This is a genomic window from Mesorhizobium montanum (assembly GCF_033977145.1).
Classification (GTDB): domain Bacteria; phylum Pseudomonadota; class Alphaproteobacteria; order Rhizobiales; family Rhizobiaceae; genus Mesorhizobium; species Mesorhizobium montanum.
The window spans coordinates 59,065-76,332 of record NZ_JAVIJF010000004.1 but is presented as its reverse complement, the minus strand read 5'-3'; the positions used below and the strand labels follow the sequence as shown (position 1 = coordinate 76,332).

12 protein-coding genes are annotated in these 17,268 nt (G+C 64.8%); 11 read left to right on the top strand and 1 reads right to left on the bottom strand.

Features of this window, described 5'->3' with window-relative positions:
• Positions 1 to 6 precede the first annotated feature (6 nt).
• The 6 genes from RFM68_RS06625 to RFM68_RS06600 all read left to right on the top strand — a co-directional run bounded on the left by RFM68_RS06625 (position 7) and on the right by RFM68_RS06600 (position 5,889).
• Entirely contained in the window at positions 7 to 1,263 is a 1,257-nt protein-coding gene (locus RFM68_RS06625) for a sarcosine oxidase subunit beta family protein (protein ID WP_320231909.1), read from the top strand.
• Positions 1,264 to 1,275: 12 nt separating this feature from the next.
• Entirely contained in the window at positions 1,276 to 1,533 is a 258-nt protein-coding gene (locus tag RFM68_RS06620) for a sarcosine oxidase subunit delta (RefSeq protein ID WP_320231908.1), read from the top strand.
• Positions 1,534 to 1,537: 4 nt separating this feature from the next.
• Positions 1,538 to 4,486: a sarcosine oxidase subunit alpha family protein gene (locus RFM68_RS06615; RefSeq protein WP_320231907.1), complete on the top strand. Its 2,949-nt coding sequence runs from the start codon at positions 1,538 to 1,540 to the stop codon at positions 4,484 to 4,486.
• On the top strand, positions 4,479 to 4,988 hold the full coding sequence (locus RFM68_RS06610; RefSeq protein ID WP_320231906.1) for a sarcosine oxidase subunit gamma family protein: 510 nt from the start codon (positions 4,479 to 4,481) through the stop codon (positions 4,986 to 4,988). Before RFM68_RS06615 ends, RFM68_RS06610 begins: the two co-directional genes overlap by 8 nt.
• A 233-nt stretch (positions 4,989 to 5,221) precedes the next feature.
• A complete protein-coding gene (locus RFM68_RS06605) occupies positions 5,222 to 5,464 on the top strand; it encodes a type II toxin-antitoxin system Phd/YefM family antitoxin (RefSeq protein WP_320231905.1) in 243 nt (80 codons plus the stop codon).
• On the top strand, positions 5,464 to 5,889 hold the full coding sequence (locus RFM68_RS06600) for a type II toxin-antitoxin system VapC family toxin (RefSeq protein WP_320231904.1): 426 nt from the start codon (positions 5,464 to 5,466) through the stop codon (positions 5,887 to 5,889). Before RFM68_RS06605 ends, RFM68_RS06600 begins: the two co-directional genes overlap by 1 nt.
• A 295-nt stretch (positions 5,890 to 6,184) precedes the next feature.
• Here the strand turns inward: RFM68_RS06600 and RFM68_RS06595 are convergent, their stop codons facing one another.
• The gene (locus RFM68_RS06595) at positions 6,185 to 8,692 is read right to left on the bottom strand and encodes a DEAD/DEAH box helicase (protein WP_320231903.1); all 2,508 of its coding nucleotides are present in this window, start codon (positions 8,690 to 8,692) and stop codon (positions 6,185 to 6,187) included.
• A 71-nt stretch (positions 8,693 to 8,763) separates the two neighbouring features.
• Here RFM68_RS06595 and RFM68_RS06590 point away from each other — a divergent pair, with 71 nt between their 5' ends.
• The 5 genes from RFM68_RS06590 to RFM68_RS06570 are packed head-to-tail and all read left to right on the top strand — an operon-like array spanning position 8,764 to position 17,230.
• The gene (locus RFM68_RS06590; protein WP_320231902.1) at positions 8,764 to 8,922 is read left to right on the top strand and encodes a hypothetical protein; all 159 of its coding nucleotides are present in this window, start codon (positions 8,764 to 8,766) and stop codon (positions 8,920 to 8,922) included.
• Between the two features lie 55 nt (positions 8,923 to 8,977).
• Positions 8,978 to 10,498: a TIGR02677 family protein gene (locus tag RFM68_RS06585; RefSeq protein ID WP_320231901.1), complete on the top strand. Its 1,521-nt coding sequence runs from the start codon at positions 8,978 to 8,980 to the stop codon at positions 10,496 to 10,498.
• Complete coding sequence (locus RFM68_RS06580; RefSeq protein ID WP_320231900.1) at positions 10,495 to 11,787, top strand: TIGR02678 family protein; 1,293 nt, start codon at positions 10,495 to 10,497, stop codon at positions 11,785 to 11,787. The genes RFM68_RS06585 and RFM68_RS06580 overlap by 4 nt, the downstream gene beginning before the upstream one ends.
• Entirely contained in the window at positions 11,784 to 15,962 is a 4,179-nt protein-coding gene (locus RFM68_RS06575) for a TIGR02680 family protein (RefSeq protein WP_320231899.1), read from the top strand. Before RFM68_RS06580 ends, RFM68_RS06575 begins: the two co-directional genes overlap by 4 nt.
• The gene (locus RFM68_RS06570) at positions 15,959 to 17,230 is read left to right on the top strand and encodes a TIGR02679 family protein (protein ID WP_320231898.1); all 1,272 of its coding nucleotides are present in this window, start codon (positions 15,959 to 15,961) and stop codon (positions 17,228 to 17,230) included. Before RFM68_RS06575 ends, RFM68_RS06570 begins: the two co-directional genes overlap by 4 nt.
• Positions 17,231 to 17,268 lie beyond the last annotated feature (38 nt).

The following is a 17,268-nucleotide window of genomic DNA, read 5'->3' as shown; positions in this document are numbered from 1 at the left end:
ATCAACATGGCACGCTATTCGGCGCTTTCGATTTTCCGCAACGGCTTATCCGGCCAGAAGAACTGGCAGCGCGCGTGGCGCGCGGCAGAGCCGAAGCCGGCTTACGATGTGATCATCGTCGGCGGCGGCGGACACGGGCTGGCCACCGCCTTCTATCTCGCCGAGAACCACGGCATCCGCAATGTCGCCGTGCTGGAGAAAGGCTATGTCGGCGGCGGCAATGTCGGCCGCAACACCACCGTCATCCGCTCCAACTACCTGCTCGACGGCAACACCCAATTCTACGAATTCTCGGTCAAGCTGTGGGAAGGCATGTCGCAGGCGCTGAATTTCAACGTCATGTTCTCGCAGCGTGGCCAGATCGTCACCGCCCATTCGGCGGATCAGCTCGACGCTTTCAGCCATCGTGCCAACGTCATGCGTCTGAACGGCATCGACGCCGACATCCTCGACCGCGACGAAGTGCGGCGGCTGGTTCCCTATCTCGATTTCTCCGAGACGGCGCGATTTCCGATATATGGCGCGATCCTGCAGGGCCGCGCCGGCACCGCCCGCCACGATGCTGTCGCCTGGGGCTATGCGCGCGCCGCCGATGGTCACGGCGTCGACATCATCCAGAACTGCGAGGTGACCGATTTTGTCCGCGACGGTGACAGGATCGTCGGCGTCGAGACCAGCAAAGGCCGGATCGGCGCCGGCAAGATCGGCCTCGCCGTTGCCGGCCATACGTCCGTGCTCGGACAGAAGGCAGGGCTGGAATTGCCGATCGAAAGCCACGTGCTGCAGGCATTCGTCACCGAGCCCCTGAAGCCGCTGGTCGATCATGTCGTCGCCTATGGCGCCGATCATTTCTATGTCAGCCAGTCCGACAAGGGTGGGCTTGTCTTCGGCGGCAATCTCGACGGTTACAATTCCTACGCCCAGCGCGGCAATCTCGGCGTCGTGCGCGAAGTGGCCGAGGCCGCGATCGCGCTGATGCCCTGCATCTCGCGCGTCCGGCTGCTGCGCCATTGGGGCGGCGTCATGGACATGACGCCCGACGCCAGCCCGATCATCTGCCCGACGCCGATCGACGGGCTCTATCTCAACGGCGGCTGGTGCTATGGCGGCTTCAAGGCGACACCTGCTTCGGGCTGGTGCTTTGCGCACATGCTGGCGACCGGCAAGCCGCATCCGCTGATCGCCGCCTATGGGCTCGACCGTTTCCGTACCGGCCACACGCTCGACGAGGCCGGCGCCGGCCCCTCGGCCTGGCTGCAATAGAGGGCCGAAACAATGCTTCGCATCGAATGTCCGTGCTGCGGCCTGCGCGATCATGACGAGTTCCGCTATGGCGGCGACGCTTCCGCGGTGCGTCCGGCCCACGACGATCCCGATCCGGAAGCCTGGTATCGCTACGTCTACATACGGAAGAACCCGGCCGGGCTGCATCGCGAATTCTGGCAACACGTGACCGGCTGCCGGCAATGGCTGGTCGTCGAACGCGACACTCGCAACCATTCCATCCTCTCCGTCGGCTTCGCCAGGAAATAGAAGCATGAACCCGAACGACAGACGTTTGCCGGCCGGCGGCCATATCGATCGCGCGCAGCCGATCGGCTTCAGCTTCGATGGCCGCACGCTGAACGGCTACCAAGGCGACACGCTGGCGTCGGCTCTGCTGGCCAACGGCGTCACACTCACAGGACGCAGTTTTAAATATCACCGGCCGCGCGGTATCTTCTCGGCCGGGCCCGAAGAACCGAATGCCTTGGTCACGCTCGGAACCGGCGGACGGCGCGAACCGAACCTGCCTGCCACCACGCTCGAACTGGCGCAGGGCATATCTGCCGAAAGCCAGAACCGCTGGCCGTCTCTCGCCTTCGACATGCAGAGCATCAACGGGCTGTTCGCGCCCTTCCTTTCCGCCGGCTTCTACTACAAGACTTTCATGGGGCCGACGCGGCGCGCCTGGATGTTCTATGAGCATTTCATCCGCCGGGCCGCAGGACTGGGCCGAGCCGGCACCGAGCCGGACCCGGGCCGTTACGAGGTGCGTCACGTATTTGCCGACGTAGCGATCGTCGGCGGCGGCCCTGCCGGCCTCTCGGCAGCGCGCGCCGCGGCAATCGCGGGCGCAAGCGTTGCGCTGGTCGAGCAGGATTTCCTGCTCGGCGGCCAGCTTCTATCGGAGCGTTCCGATGGCGAGGCGGCAGCCTGGCTGAAGGCGATCGGGACCGAACTGGCAGGCCTCCCCAACGTCACTGTGCTGCGCAAGACGATGGCGTTCGGCACCTATGACGGCAACGCCTTGGGTCTGATCGAACGAAACGATGATCCGCTAGAGGAAGGCATTACGCGGCAGGTCTTCACCATGCTTCGCGCCCGCTCCATTGTCTTTGCTGCCGGTGCCATCGAGCGGCCGCTGGCGTTCTCCAACAATGACCGGCCAGGCGTCATGCTGGCATCGGCCGCCCGAACCTACCTCAATCGCTTCGCCGTCCTGCCCGGAAGAAAGGTTCTGGTCGCCACCACCAATGACGGCGCCTATCGCACCGCCATCGACCTTGCCGCCGCCGGCGCGCAGGTGACGGTCGCGGATCAGCGCGACGCTCCGCCTGCCGGTCCGGCCGCCGAAGCCGCGCGCCTGAACATAGCGATCCGATCAGGGACACAAATCGTCGATCTGCGTGGCGGCCATGCTGTGAAGGCCGCGAAGCTTACTGGATCCGGCGGCAATCCGGAAATCGCCTGCGATCTCGTCTGCGTGTCCGGCGGCTGGTCACCGACCGTGCACCTCACCTCGCATCTCGGCGTCAAACCAATCTATCGCGACGACATCGACGGCTTCGTTCCCGGCGGTTTTCCGGCAGGCCAGTTCGGCGCCGGCGCGATGACAGGCCGCTTCTCGGCTGCTGGTGCCATCGAGGACGGGCACCATGCCGGCATCGAAGCGGCATCCTTCTGCGGCAAATCGGCGGCTGCGCCAGCTCCTTTGAAACTCGATCTCGGCGAAGCCGCTGCCAACGCGTTCCGCGCGATCCCGTTCGTAGGGCCCGGAAAAGCCTTCGTCGATTTCCAGATGGATGTGACCGCCAAGGACGTCGAGCTCGCCCATCGCGAGGGTTATGAATCGGTCGAGCACCTGAAGCGCTACACCACGCTCGGCATGGGCACCGACCAGGGCAAGACCAGCAATTTTGCAGCACTTTCGGCCATGGCGGTGTTGCGCCAGGCGACGATCCCGCAAACCGGGACCACGAACTTCCGTCCGCCCTATGCGCCGGTTGCCATCGGCGCTCTCGCTGGTCGCGCAGTCGGCCACCATTTCAAGCCGTTTCGCCGTACGCCGATGCATGACTGGCATGTGGCGAATGGCGCCGAGATGCTCGAGGTGGGGCTGTGGATGCGTCCGTATTTCTACCGCCCCGCCGGGAGCGACGTGAACGAGGCCTATGTCGCCGAGATGCGCACGGTGCGCGGGGCCGCGGGTCTGATGGACATTTCCACCCTCGGCAAGATCGACGTGCAAGGACCGGACGCGGCCATGTTCCTCGACCGTGTCTACGCCAACGGCTTCGCCAAGCTGCCAGTCGGCCGTGCCCGCTACGGTGTAATACTGCGCGACGACGGCATCGTCTTCGATGACGGCACCACCACGCGGTTGTCGGAAACCTGCTTCTTCATGACCACTTCGACCGCCAAGGCGGCTGACGTGTTGTCGCGGCTGGAATTCCTCCTCGATACCGCCTGGCCGGACCTGCGTGTCGCGGTCACCTCCGTCAGCGATGAATGGGCGGCAATGTCGGTCGCCGGACCGAGGAGCCGCGATATCCTCGCCGCTGCCTTTCCGAAGCTCGACATCTCGAACGACGCGCTGCCGCATATGGGTTTCATCGAAGCGGAGTTCGGAGGACGGGCGTTGCGCATCATCCGCCTCAGCTATTCCGGCGAACGCGCCTACGAAATCTATGTCGGCGCCAGCGCCGGCGAACAGGCCTGGAGCCGCCTGCTGGAAGCCGGCGCGCCGTTCGGCCTCAAGCCCTATGGGGTCGAGGCGCTCGGCGCGCTGCGTGTCGAAAAGGGCCACGTCGCCGGACCCGAGATCGATGGCCGCACCACGCTCGACGATCTCGGCCTTGGCCGTATGGTCGGCAAACGCGCGGGGTTCGTTGGCGACGTCCTGCGTCGCCGCACGGCATTTCTGGCGCCCGACCGCCAGCGACTGGTTGGACTGGAATGCATCGAGGAGGGCAAGCGACTGCGCGGCGGGGCGATATTGTTCGCGCCCGGCGATGCAGTGGCCGGCCATGGACGCGGCCGGATAACTTCGGTGACCTTCAGTCCGGAGTTCGGCCGCTATGTCGGCCTGGCCCTGCTTGCGGGTGACGTGGCGGTAGAGGGAAACCAGGTTCTCGCCGCCTATCCGATGAAGGCCGAAACGGTTCGCGCGCGCATCGTCTCGCCCGTCTTTCTGGATCCGAAGGGAGAACGGCTGCATGGCTGAGGTCTTGGCGTTGAAGGATTTCAACCTATCGATGGCTGATTGTCCGATCGTTCAGATCGAGAGCTGGGGCGGGATGCTGACCCGGTTCGAGATGAGTGTTTCGCAGCTGCTGGGAACCGCCCTGCCCATCTCGGTCGGCGAAACGGCCCGCCACGGCGATACGCTCACCGTCCGGATCTCTCCGCGCCGTCTCTGGCTGATGACGGAGGCAGGTGCAAAACCATCCCCTCTGACGATCGATCCCGGATTGGGCTGTTCGGTTGCTCTCGACGAGGGACGTGTACGCTTCAGGTTGAGCGGGGCGCGCGTCCTGGAAACTCTCTCCAAATGCATCGCCGTCGACTGGCGCTCTCCAGCCTCAGCGTCAGGCCGCGCGTTCCAAACGGCCTTTCATCACGTATCGGTGCTCGTATTGCGCACCACCGAGACCGGCTGCGACATGATTGTGCCGCGAAGTTTTGCGCGAAGCCTTGCCGACTGGATGGTGGACAACGCCGGTTAGCTGTCTTGACCTATGGTCTGCTCGGGCCGGGAATGCCCGCTACGGCAGCTGCCGTCGCCAACGTCAGCTTCCGACCATTTGAACGCCCAACGGCCGCATGTTCCAGTTGGTCATCAAGAAAGGATACTTCACAATCGTTCCAGAAGAGCTCGCCACGACGGACGTCGAAAGGTCGCGCTGGAATTCTTAAGCTGAACACGCTATATGACCATCTACATGGTCAGGAGAATGGCATGGATGTGATCAGTCTGGCAGACGCCAAGGCCCATCTGAGCGAGTTGGTCGACCGGATCGAGGCAGGCGATTCAATTGACATCACCCGGCGCGGCAAGCCGGTTGCACGGCTCAGCGCCGTGGCCAAGCCTCGCAAACCGATCGACGCTGCCCTGCTCCGGTCTCTGACGGCGACTATGCCGCCGCAGACTGAAAGCGCTGCTGATCTGGTGCGAGCGATGCGGGACGGCGACCGCTACTGATGCTTTATCTCGACACGTCGCTGATCGTCGCTGCGCTCTCCAATGAAGCGATGACGCCGCGCGTTCAGGCCTGGCTGGCGGAGCAGGACGCGGCGCAGCTCCTGATCAGCGACTGGACCATCACCGAGATGTCTTCGGCCATGGCGATCAAACTTCGGACCAGCCAGATCAGCCTGCAACAGCGCGCTGGGGCGCTCGCCATGTTCAACAAGCTGGTCGCCGAGAGCTTCACCGTGCTCGGTGTGACGGGCGGGCAATTCCGGACCGCGGCGAAGTTTGCCGATCAGCATAGGCTTGGGCTTCGGGCCGGCGATGCGCTGCATCTCGCCATTGCATCGGAGCACGGCGCCACGGTGTATACGCTCGACCAGCGGCTCGGCGAGGCCGGTCCAGCGCTCGGCGTGCCGACGCAATTGCTGACATGAAGCGGGCTGGCATACACCTCGGACGTTGCGGCGCAGGCAGGCATCCGCAGCGGCCAGCTAATTATGGTCCTGGAAAAATACATGCCGCCCCCTGACAGTCTTTTTCTCTACTTTGCAGCGCGAAGCCAATCCCAGCCAAAGCTGCGCGCGTTTATCGACACCGTGGTAAGTCGATCTTAATTTCGCTCAGCTCTTGTCGTTGCATATGAGTTCAGAGACAATCTCCGAAAAACCGTTCTAAGGTTGATCGAGATCTTCTCTCCAATATCCAGCACTGCCTAATTCTAGGCTGCAGTCACACGATCCTGCCTCGCAACCCTTCCGCGAGTGCCGAAAGCGCATCGGCGAGCTGCTGCGCGGTTTCCGGCGGCGGGAGCGGCATCTTGAGACTCTGCGTGCCGGTTGCCGCATCGCGCTCGATCCATGGATGCGCCGGAGCCGTGGGATCGTTGGCGGCCGCCAGAGCGGCAACGAACTGCGCACCTACCTGCACCAGGGCTTGCCACGGATCGGACCTTGGATCGCGACGTGCCACCGCGGGTCCATTCGAGCGCGTGATATCGCCGGCGACAATATCCGCATCTGCTTCCAGGCCTTCATTTGCCTTCACGTCTTTGGCGGGCCGTCGATCGTCAACAACGATGACGCTGTTCCCGGCTTCCTCGGCCGGCGTCACAGCCTCGCTCTCGCCCATGCGCCCGGTGACGTTTTCCACGTCCTTCATGAAGCGGGTGAGCCGCGAGCCGCCGAGCGCAATCTCACTGCTGCCACCATCGAGGATTCCTGCCGCCAAGGAGCGCTTGAACGCCAGCACCGAAAGCATGCCTTCCTCGATGGTGCCCTTCGCGACGAAGTTGATGACCCGCACCGGCCTTGCCTGACCAAGGCGATGTATGCGCGCGATGCGCTGCTCGAGTATCGCCGGATTCCACGGCAAGTCCATGTTCACAAGAGTCGAAGCGTGCTGGAGATTGAGGCCAGTGCTGCCGGCATCCGTGGACAGAAACACCCGGCAGGCGGGGTCGGTGCGAAAACGATCGACCAATGCCGACCGCTTGTCCGACGGCACGCCGCCGTGGAAGCTGACATAGCCCAGGCCACGCGCATCGAGGCGCCTGCTAATGATGTCGTGGGTCCGCGTCCATTGCGAGAACACCACCGCCTTTGCCTCGGGGTCGGCGAAGAGATCCGCAAATAGCGCGGCCAACTCGTCAGCCTTCACGCCGTGGTCGGTCTCATGGTCCAGGAGGTAGGTGCTATTGCAAGCCATGCGCATATTCTGCAGGGCACAGGTCAGGCGTCGCTGATCCTTGTCCGACAAGAACCGGGTCCTGCGCCAGCGCTGGACGATTTTCGCCACCACGTCCGCGTTCTCCTGATGATAGAGCATCTGCATCTCCGTCATCGGCACGAGAAGGTTCTGGTCGATACGGCTCGGCAATTGCCGCAGCACTTCGGATTTGCGCCGTCGAATCATGATCGGCGCCAGTGTCTGGCCGATCTTCTCGAGCCCGGCATAGCCGGTGACGCGTCCACCCTCGTCCTTGATCTGATGTTCGTGCAGCAGCTTCCAGGTCGGTCCCAACCGATGCTGATCGACGAACTGAACGATCGAGATCAACTCCTCGAGCTTGTTCTCCAGCGGCGTCCCGGTCAGCACGATCGCGTAGGGACTGTCGATCCGCTTCAAGGCCCGTGCAGCGATGGTGTTCCAATTCTTCACCCGCTGCGCTTCATCGACGATCACTAGGTCGGGTGCCCAGGCGGCGATCAGGTCGAGATCGGGCTTCAGCTTCTCGTAATTCGTGATCTTGCAGAAACCGTCCGAACGATAGTCCTTCAGCCGCTCTTCCCGGCCGCCATTGATGACCCGCACCGCATTCTCATCTTGCCGGCCCGAGAAACGCGTAATCTCGCTCCGCCACTGGTATTTGAGCGAGGTCGGACAGACCACCAGCACCTTCGAGACGCCAAAATGCCGTGACAGTATTTCCGTCGCGGCAATGGCCTCGATGGTCTTGCCCAGTCCCATATCGTCGCCGATCAGTGCCCGGCCGGCCCGGACCGCGAACAGCGCGCCTTCGGCCTGGTAGGGGTACAGCGGCACTTTCAGAAGCTTGCCAAGCTTGGGGTCGGCGGCTCCCTGAGGAAACAACTCCTCGAGCTTCGAGGCCCGCCGCTCCGCATCGCGCCTTCCTGCGATGAAATCGAGCGCATCGTCATAGGCACGAAACTCGTGGCCCGACTTCGATACCGTGGCCATAAACGTGTCGAGTTCTCCGAGACGATCGTCCGGCAGCATGCCGTCGTGCTCGGGGTCGAACAAGGCCGCGGCGGCCTTGCGCACCGCCGGCGGGCAATCCGTTCCGGCCCGGAAATATATGCGGCGCCTCCCGTCGTTGCGTAGAAACAGTTCGGAAAATACGGGCTGATAGCCGCGCGCAAAAGCGGCCTTGGCGCCACGCTTCTTCAGAAGCCGGGCAAGCGTGAATTCGATGTGCTTGCAGGTACCCAATTCGCTCGTCGCATAGTCAGCGCAAGAGCAGAAATTGCCACCGGGTCCCAAGCCCCGGATCGCCACGCGATAGCTCGATTTCGAGGCGGGATTGCTGACCCGAAACTCGGAGAAGAATGGTTCGCCGGTCAGATTCTCGAGCCCGAAGGCCTGCTCGCGACCGAACTGGCGGCGCAAGCCGCGTTGCCAGTCCACCGGAGACAGATCGGCAGGCGCGTGCATTCGCGAGAGCTTGGGTTCCTTGTGAGGGGTGGCTGCGGATTTCAGGCTTCGGCGTCTGGATTTCATGGAAGGATATTTCCGTTCAACAAAGGGTCGGCAGGGTCTGGTCCAGCACCAATGATTTTGGATAATGCCGGATGGCCAGTGTCCACCAAATCGATGACCGGCGCATTGCGGCTTTCACGGTCTTCCACCGATTCCTCGACAAAGCTGAGCTGATTGATATTTTTTGCCAGGTGCCGATAGCCGCATCAGGCGATCCTCGAATTGGCACCGCAAGCGATGCACCGTCTTGACACCAACCGAGAACAAAGCGAAAACATGCAATGTGGGCCGTGGGAAGGAGTGGCTATGCAAGTGGCGGATGACCGGGCAGATTTATTTCGCCACGTGAGCGCCGAGAAGGCCGCGTTCTACCGCTGCATCATGGACGTCTTCGCTGCGGCAAAGCGACAATATCGCCTGCAATTGAGGCCCGACGAAGTGCTCGCCGAAGCCCGATGGCCGGATGGGCCGCCTCACATTGAGGAAGTCAATGCGGGGCTCGCCCAGCTTGCGGAATGGGGCAATCTCGAATCGCATCCCGACACCGCGCGGGTTTCCAGTCTCAGCGACTTCTATCGCGCCCGCTTCCTCTACCGTCTGTCGCAGGGCGGCGAGGCGGTGGAATCGGCAATGGCGGTCTTCGTGCAGACCTTGCAGCGTCGTGCCGAATTGCAGACGGTGGCGCTCGAAGACATAGCGAGCCGGCTGCTGGCGCTTAGAGCTCTGGCTGCCAAAGCCGAGCCCGACGTGGCCAAGATCCATGAGACGCTGAGGGATCTGGTGCGCGTCTTCGAGGGTCTGGCCGAAAACGCGCAGGCATTCATGGCCGGCGTCTCACGCAGCATCGAGCTGCAGCAAGCCGAGGCGGGCGCGGTGGCGAACTACAAGAAGCGGCTGATCGACTACCTGGAGCGCTTCATGGGCGATCTGGTGCGCCGCTCCGATACCATCGCGCGCCTTATTCTCGCCCTGGAGCCCGGGACAGATGCCCTTTTGGGGCAAGTAGCCGACCGTGAATCGCGCGACGCCGCTCCTGGCAATGCGCAGGATCAGGCCGATGCGCGAGCCCGTTACCTGCAAGCTTGGCGGGAACGCTGGAAAGGGCTGCGCGGCTGGTTTCTCAGCACCGGTCACGAGCCGCCGCAAGCCGAGCTGCTGCGGGCGCGGGCACGCTCGGCGATCCCGCAACTGCTGGCGGCGATCGCCGCGCTCAATGAGCGCCGCAGCGGCCGTAGCGATCGCTCGGCCGACTTCCGCATGCTCGCCGGCTGGTTCGCCGCCTGTGCCGATGATGGCGAAGCGCACCGTCTCGCGCGCGCCGCCTTCGCGCTCAATCCGGCGCGGCATTTCTCACTCAACGCCGACGCGGGCGCCGAACTGCCGGCCAGCACCTCCTGGGCCGACGCCGAGCCACTCAGGATTCATCCGCGCCTGCGCGAATACGGCGAGGCCGCCCCACGCGGACCGTTGCCCCGAGTGCGCGACCGCGCGGGGGACCGCACGTTCCTGGCGCTCCAACTTGCCGAGGAATCGCTGCAGGTCGAATCGGCACGCAAACGCCTCGCCACGGGCCGGACCGCGCGCCTTTCGGAGCTGGGCGAACTCGACACGTCTGCCTTCGGCCTGTTCCTGGGACTGCTCGGAGAAGCGCTTGGCGAGCAGGCCGGGCCGGAGGTGCCCGTGGAACGGCACACCGGCGACGGCTTGCTGCACATTCACCTGAAGCCGCTCGCCGCCGACAGTTATGCCAAGATCGATACGCCGCGAGGTGTGTTCGCCGGGCGCGACCACCTCATCACCATAACACCCTTGCAAGGTAGCCTGTGAAAGCGGTGCGCGACTATTCAGGGGACGGCCGCAGCATCGGTCTGCAACAGCAGCGCTTCCTGCGGGAGGAGTTTCGCGACTGCCTGCGCGCCCTGCTGATGACGCCATTGATGAGCCCGGCACATGACGATTTCGCTGCCGTGCGCCGCCAGGCCGAAGCGTTGCGGGAATGGTTTTCGCGCGAGACGGGTTGGACGCTGCAAGTCGAGCGCGAGGGTGCGCGTCTCTACAAGCGTCCGGGAAACGTGACCGACTCCATGCGCGGTCTACCTGGTTACGATCGCCGCCGCTACGTGTTGCTATGCCTTGCTTGCGCGGTGCTCGAACGCGCCGACCCGCAGATCACGCTGCGCCTGTTGGGGGAGAGGCTGCTGGAGTTCGCCGCCGAGCCTGAGCTCGACTTCACCTTCACCCTCGAGGCGCAACATGAGCGGCGCGAACTCGTATCGGTGTGCCGCACCTTGCTGGGCCTAGGGGTGCTGCACCGTGTGGCCGGCGACGAGGAAACATTCGTGCATGCCGGAGGCAACCAGGCCGACGCGCTCTACGACGTGCAGAGGCGCATGCTTGCCGGCATGCTGGCAGCCGTGCGCGGCCCGTCGACATGGACGCCGGAAGAAGCTCCGGCCACGCTCGAAGACCGGCTGCATGCCGTCGTCGACGAGCATGTAGCGGACAGCGAAGATGGCCGGCGCACGGCTTTGCGCCAACAGCTCGCGCGCCGGCTGCTCGATGATCCGGTGGTCTATATCGAGACTTTGGATCCAGATGCCCGGGCCTATTTCCTCAATCAGCGCGGCGCCATGGCCGCCCGCCTGTGCGATGCCGCCGGCCTCGTCGCGGAGCAACGCGCCGAGGGGTTGGCGCTGGTCGACGAGGCGGGCATGCTGACCGATATCGCCATGCCCGCCGAAGGTACCTACGCGCATGTGACGCTGCTTGTCGCCGAACATCTGGCCGCAGGCCAAAGGCAGCGAAAATCGAATGGCGCCGATGGAGCGAGCGAACCTGTCCGGGGCATCCGGGAATGCGACATTGCCGACTTTCTGCGCGAGGCCAGGACAAGCTACGGTCGCTACTGGCGCAAATCGGCGCGCGAGCCGGGCGCCGAACACGAACTCGCCGCCATCGCAGTCGAGCGGCTGGAGAAATTACAGCTAGCCGTGCTAAAGGACGGCACCGTATATCCGCTCCCGGCGCTTGCTCGTTTCGCGCTGGGCGACGCTGAAATACGCGAAACACGCAACGTGGCGGCCGCTGCCGCAGGTCCCCTCTTCGGACTGGCATGAACGATAGCTTCATCCCATTCGCCGCACAGCCGGGAAAGCCTACCCTGCCGGCGCCGACGAGGAAACGCTGGCAACCCCTGCGCCTCGGCCTGGTGGAGCTGTTTCACTACGACAGCGAGGAATTCTGGTTTCGCGACGGCCATCTGCTGCTGCGTGGCAACAACGGCACCGGCAAGTCTAAGGTGCTGTCGCTGACGCTGCCTCTGCTTCTTGACGCGCAGCTCAAACCTTCACGCGTCGAGCCCGACGGGGACGGTGGCAAGAAGATGGCCTGGAACCTGCTGATGAACAGCTACGACCGGCGCAACGGCTATGCGTGGGTCGAGTTCGGCCGTATCGCGGAAGACGGCCTGCCACGCTATCTCTCGCTTGGCGTTGGCCTGTCGGCGACCGCTGCCCGTCCGCAGGTCGACAGTTGGTTCTTCCTGATCGAAGACGCCGACGACGCGCCGCGCATAAACCAGGATCTGTGGCTGACGAGCGCGCAACGGGTAGTTCTGACCAAGGAGCGGCTGCGCGATGCCCTTGAAGGTCGCGGCCAGGTGTTCGATACCGCCGCCAGCTACCGCCGTGCTGTCGACGAGCGCCTGTTCCACCTGGGTACCAGGCGCTACGACGCGTTGATGGATACGCTGATCCAGCTTCGCCAGCCGCAGCTCTCCAGAAAGCCTGACGAAACCGCCCTTTCGAACGCCTTGACCGAGGCCTTGCCGCCGCTTGCGCCCGAACTGCTCGGCGATGTCGCCGAGGCCCTTGGTCAATTGGAGGAAGACCGCCGCCAGCTCGATGAGTACCAAGCGCTGGCCAAGGCTGTCGGCCACTTCGATGAACGTTATCGCGCCTATGCCGGCACGCAGACCCGGCGGCAGGCACGATTGCTGCGCCAGGCGCAGACCGAATTCGACAATGCCAGCCGGGCGCGCGGCGAAGCCCAGGCCCGGCTCGATGAAGCACGAGCGCAGGAAGCACTTGCTCGAACTGCCCATGACGATGCCGAGATCAGCCTTACGCGTGGGAGTGCTCGGCTCGATACGTTGCGCTCCGACCCAACGATGCAGGATGCCAACCGCCTCGAAGGCGCAGAGAGAGAGGCCGCGGCGCGCCGGCAGGCGATGCAGAAGGCAGCCCAGACGGTCGAGGAGGCGGGCCGGCGGCTGGGGCTCGCTACGGAGGAAACGGGACGCGCGGCCCTGCGCATGGGGCAGGCGGAACGCGGTTTGACCGATCTGCGCCGGGAAAGCGCAGGCCACGCCGATGCGGCGGGCATTGCCAGCCAGCATGCGGAAAGCCCGCTCGCTGTATCCGAAACGTCCGAATTGGTCGAGTTGACGCGGCATGCTTTCGACAGGGCATGCGTCGAGCTACGCAACCTCGTTGCCGGCCGGCGCGAGCAGATCGCCCTGCTGCGCCGCCGCCAGACCGAAGTCGCACAAGCCGAGGCAACTTATGCGCAGCGCCGTGTAATCCAGGACGAACGGCAACTCGACGCCGAAGAGGCTACCGAGCGCCGTACGCAAGCCGATGCCGAGGTCGAACGGCAAGGCCGGAGCCAGGTGGAAAGCTGGGATCGCCATTTCACCGACCTGAAGCAACTGCAAATCGATTCCGACGGCAGGTTCGCGGCCCTGACTGCTCTGGCCGAGTGGGCGGTAGCGTTGCAAGGCGACAACCCTGCCCGGCATCTCCTGCAATCGGCACATCAAAAGGCCAGCCTCTCGCTCACACAGCGTCAGGTGGCGCTCGATGGCCAGCGTCAGGCGCTGGAGACCGAACGCGCGAGCCTGGAAGACGAACGTGGACACCTGGAAGCCGGCGGCGATATAGCGCCGCCCCTACGCTACCCGCGTGACGCATCCGTTCGGGAAGCACGTCAAGGCGCGCCATTTTGGCAGGTGGTGGACTTTCGCGATGCTGTGACGGCCCCGCAACGCGCTGGTCTTGAAGCGGCGCTCGAAGCCGCCGGGCTGCTCGACGCCTGGATATCGCCGGATGGCCGCCTCCAGACCGGCCACGATGGCGCGCCGCTGTTCGATGTGCAGGTGCTGGAACGGCAGAACCGTCCACCGTCGCTTGCCGACTGGCTGCATGCCACCGTGCCTGCCGGCTGCAATGTTCCCGATGACGTCGTCGAGCGAACGCTGTCCGGCATCGCCTGCGCGGATGACGACCCTATCGACGGCGAGGCGTGGATTGCTCCGGATGGCCGCTTTCGCCTCGGCGCCCTGTCTGGCGCTTGGGGCAAGCCGACGGCAATCCATGTCGGCCATGCGGCCCGTGCCGTTGCCCGCACACGGCGGTTGGCCGAGATCGCCGACCGCCTGGCGCAGCTCTCGGCCGAACTGGCGGCCGCGCAAGCCATGACCGGGCAGCTCGCGCTGGATCGCGAGCAGGCCGACGAGGAATTGCGTCGCGCGCCCGCCGACGAGGCGCTGCGTAGCGCTCATCTGGCTGCCGCGGCGTGTACCCGCGAGGCCCGGCTTGCCGGCGAAAAGCTGGCCGAAGCCGACATAAAATGGCGCGAGGCCAAACAGGCGCTCAAGGCCGTTCGCGAACAGCTCGCTGCGGATGCCGCGGACCTGCGGCTGCCCGAATCGCCCGACGCACTGCCGCTCGTGGAGGCAGCGCTGGAGCACTATCGCGACGCGCAGGTCCAGCTCGATCAAGCCGCCCACGAGCTACGTCTGGCCCTGCCTGAGTGGCAGCGGCAGCGCGCCCGCGAGGACGAGGCGCGCGGCGACCTGCGGCAGCGCGAAGAGGAACTCGCGACAGCCCGCATCGAGGCCGAAGACGCCTCCGCCCGATTCGATGTGTTGCGTGAGACGGTCGGTGCCAAGGTCGAGGAACTGCAACGGCATCTGGCCGATGCCCGCATCGCGGTCGAATCCGGCGAGACCGCGTTGAAGCTTGCTCGCGAGGCCCTGCGCAATAAGGGCGAGGCGCGAGCAGTCGCGAACGAACAGGCGGAGACTGCGAACATCGTCTTGCAGCAGCGCGGCGAAGCGCGCGCCCGGACGATATCGAAGCTGCAGCAGTTCACGGGAACCGGCTTGTTGTCGGCCGCGCTGCCGCATGTCGAAATGCCCGACATGGGCAGTGTCTGGACGATCGACCCAGCACTCACCCTGGCCCGGCGCGCCGAACAGGAGCTGTCCGGCCTCAAGGACGATGACGAGACCTGGGCGCGCGTGCAGCGCCAGATAGCGGAAGAGCTGACCGAGTTGCAGCGCGCGCTCGGCGCGCTCGGCCACCAGGCCCAGGCGGACCCCAGCGACTGGGGCTTCAGCGTGAATATCATCTACCAGAACCGGCGCGAACGGCCGGATCGCCTCGCCATGCGCCTCGCCGAAGAGATCGGACAGCGCAGCGAGCTTCTCACTGCGAATGAACGCGCCGTTCTGGAGAACCATCTGCAGGCGGAGATTGCCGCCGAAATCCAGCGCCTGCTGCAGGCCGCCGAACGGCAGGTCGACGCCATCAACAAGGAACTGCACAAGCGCCCCACCTCCACCGGCGTGCGCTACCGCCTGGTGTGGCAGCCGTTGTCTGAAGAGGAAGGCGCGCCCGTCGGCCTCGACATGGCGCGCAAACGCCTGCTAAATACCAGCGCCGACCTCTGGTCCGCGGACGACCGGAGCGTCGTCGGCGCCATGCTGCAGCAACGGATCTCCGCGGAGCGGGAGCGTGCCGATTCGATCGGCGGAAAGGATGGCGGCGGCACCCTGCTCGACCAACTCGCCCGCGCTCTCGATTATCGCCATTGGCATCGCTTCCGGGTCGAGCGCTGGCAGGAAGGGCATTGGCGCAAGCTTTCCGGTCCCGCATCGAGCGGCGAACGGGCGCTCGGCCTTACCATACCGCTGTTCGCCGCAGTGGCCAGCTTCTACAGTCAGGGCAGCTATGCGCTCGCCCCGCGGCTGATGCTGCTCGACGAAGCGTTCGCCGGCATCGACGACACCGCGCGTGCGCACTGCATGGGGCTGATCCGCGAGTTCGACCTCGACTTCGTCATCACCAGCGAGCGCGAGTGGGCCTGTTATGCCGAGCTGCCCGGTGTCGCCATATGCCAGTTGCAGCGGCGCGAAGGCATCGACGCCGTGTTCGTCTCGCGGTGGACCTGGGACGGGCGGGAGAAGACGCTGGAGGCCGATCCCGATCGCCGATTTGCGCCGGCATGAGCGGTGATGCCCGCCTTCAGCGCCTGCTCGGCGGCGACCATCTCGCTTCGCTGCGCAGGCGGCTGCGCCAACGCTTCGAACGCGCGCCGCTCGACGATACTGTTGACCACATTCGAATCGGCGATCTCGGCGCGGAGGAACACGCGGCGCTGGCCTCCCTGCTCGGCCGCCCGCAGCGCCGCACGAAATCCTTGCGGATCGACGTCCGCAGTGTCGATGGCGCCTTGCAGCGCTCCGGCGTCGCAGCTTCCTTGCGCGACGCTTTGGAAAAGCTCGACGGCCCTATCATTCATCTCGCCGGGACTCGCCTCCGGTTGCAGACGCTTTGGTCGGGCGTGATCGACGGTTGCGGTGATCCCGGCCTAGCCGGCTTGCTGCGGACGCCGACGGGCATCGGCCTCATCAAGCGGCTCGCCCGACAGGATCCGGGCGCGGCGACGCAGCTTTGCCGCCGCGCCGAAGAGGTACTGCAGCGTCTGCCTGCAAACGGCATCACCCGTTCACAGCTCGCCGCCGACGCGCTGGGCGACGCCCATGCGCTCGACAATGGCCAGGGGACGGCAGCACTCGTGCTGGCAGTCTGGCGTCAGACCATCTCCCCTGTTGCTTATGAGGGTAGCGAAACGCCCGCGGAACCGAAAGACGATCCAGATGCGCAACCGGCTGGCGGCGCGGAGCGGGTCCGCGACATCTGGGCCAGGGCAGGCGTTCTGGTCAACGAACTGGCGCGTCCGGCTCTGTTCCTCAACCTGCCGATGCGAAAGGCCGAAAGCGACCGCTGGCCCCCGGGAGAGCCGGCCTACGCATCGCTGCGGTCGTTGCTGCGCTCGCCGCCCCAATGGGATGTGGCAGACCGCAACGTATATATCTGCGAAAATCCCAACCTGCTCGCCATCGCCGCGGATCGCTGGGGGGCCGACTGCGCGCCCCTGGTCTGCACAGACGGCATGCCAGCCGCCGCGCAAAGATGCCTTCTGTCCCATCTGGCGCAGGCGGGGGCGCGGCTCTGCTATCACGGCGACTTTGACTGGCCCGGATTGCGGATCGGCAACCATGTCATGCGCGAACATGCCGCGGAGCCATGGCGCTTCGGTGCTATCGACTACCTTGCCGCCGTCCGGACCACGCCGAGCTCGGCGCCTCTCGAAGGCAGGGCGGTCGAAGCGTCATGGGATGGGGCGCTGACGGTCGCCATGCAAGACCATCAAGCGGCCATCGCCGAGGAGGCTTTGGCCGCCTCGTTATTGCAGGATCTCGACGAGAGATAGTGCTTCTTCTCAAAGAGACCTTCGTCTTTCATCTAGCG